Origin of the sequence: Rhodoplanes sp. SY1, assembly GCF_046000175.1 — a bacterium.
Lineage (GTDB): Bacteria > Pseudomonadota > Alphaproteobacteria > Rhizobiales > Xanthobacteraceae > Rhodoplanes.
This window is the reverse complement of the sequence record NZ_JBEOMB010000440.1, coordinates 1-1,147: the sequence shown is the minus strand read 5'-3', so window position 1 is coordinate 1,147 and position 1,147 is coordinate 1. Positions and strand designations below refer to the sequence as shown.

General features: G+C 67.7%; 1 protein-coding gene. It reads left to right on the top strand.

What is annotated here, in order from left to right; translation table 11 throughout:
• Positions 1-1,147 (top strand): cytochrome c3 family protein (locus ABTU92_RS30220; RefSeq protein ID WP_408095221.1); only part of this gene is annotated, 1,147 nt, incomplete at both ends.

Below are 1,147 nucleotides of genomic sequence, written 5' to 3'. Positions count from 1 at the left end.
ACGGAAAGTTCCAGGTCGAGACCGACGGAGTGGACGGCAAGCCCGCCGTGTTCGACATCAAGTACACGTTCGGGATCGACCCGCTCCAGCAGTATCTGGTCGAGTTCCCGGACGGAAGGCTGCAAGCCCTCTCGATCGCCTGGGACAGCCGGCCGAAGGATCAGGGCGGCCAGCGCTGGTTCCATCTCTACCCGGACGAGCACATCCGCCACGACGATGTGCTGCACTGGACGAGGCTGAACCAGAACTGGAACTTCATGTGTGCCGAATGCCATTCGACCGGCGTGCGGAAGAACTACGATGCGACGAGCGACCGCTACGCGACGACCTGGGCGGAGATCAGCGTGGGGTGCGAGGCCTGCCACGGCCGGGGATCGCGTCACGTGGCATGGGCGCGAGACCGGGAGAGCTGGTGGCCGTTCGGAAAGACCGAGGATCCGGCCAAGGGGCTGGTGGTCCGGTTCGACGAGCGACGCGACGTGACCTGGCCGATCGACGAGCGGACCGGCAATGCGCGGCGCAGCGTGGCGCCGGCGCTGCTTCGCAAGGAGGTCGAGACCTGCGGGCTCTGCCATGCCCGCCGGGGTGCGTTCTCGGAGGACTGGAGCCCTGGTCGGTGGCTGTCCGACACGCACGCGGTGTCGCCGATCGCCCGCAGCCTCTATCATGCCGACGGCCAGATGCTCGACGAGGTCTACAACTACGGCTCGTTCAAGCAGAGCAGGATGTTCGCCGCCGGCGTCACCTGCGGCGACTGCCACGATCCGCACAGCGCCAAGCTGCGGTTCCCGGGCGACAACACCTGCCTGCAGTGCCATTCCTCCGACACGTATGCCGGCGTGAAGCACACCGGCCACGCGTCGACGAGCCCGCCCATCGGCTGCGCATCGTGCCACATGCCGGTGCGCACCTATATGGTGGTCGATCCGCGGCATGATCACGGCTTTCGCGTTCCGCGGCCGGACCTGTCGGTGAAGCTCGGCACGCCCAACGCCTGCAACGACTGCCATGCTGACAAGCCGGCCGCCTGGGCTGCGGCGGCGGTCGAGCGCTGGCACGGGCCGGACCGAAAGGGCTTCCAGACCTTCGCCGAAGCCTTGGATGCGGGCTGGACCGGGAAGGTCGACGCGACGACGCTCCTCGCGTC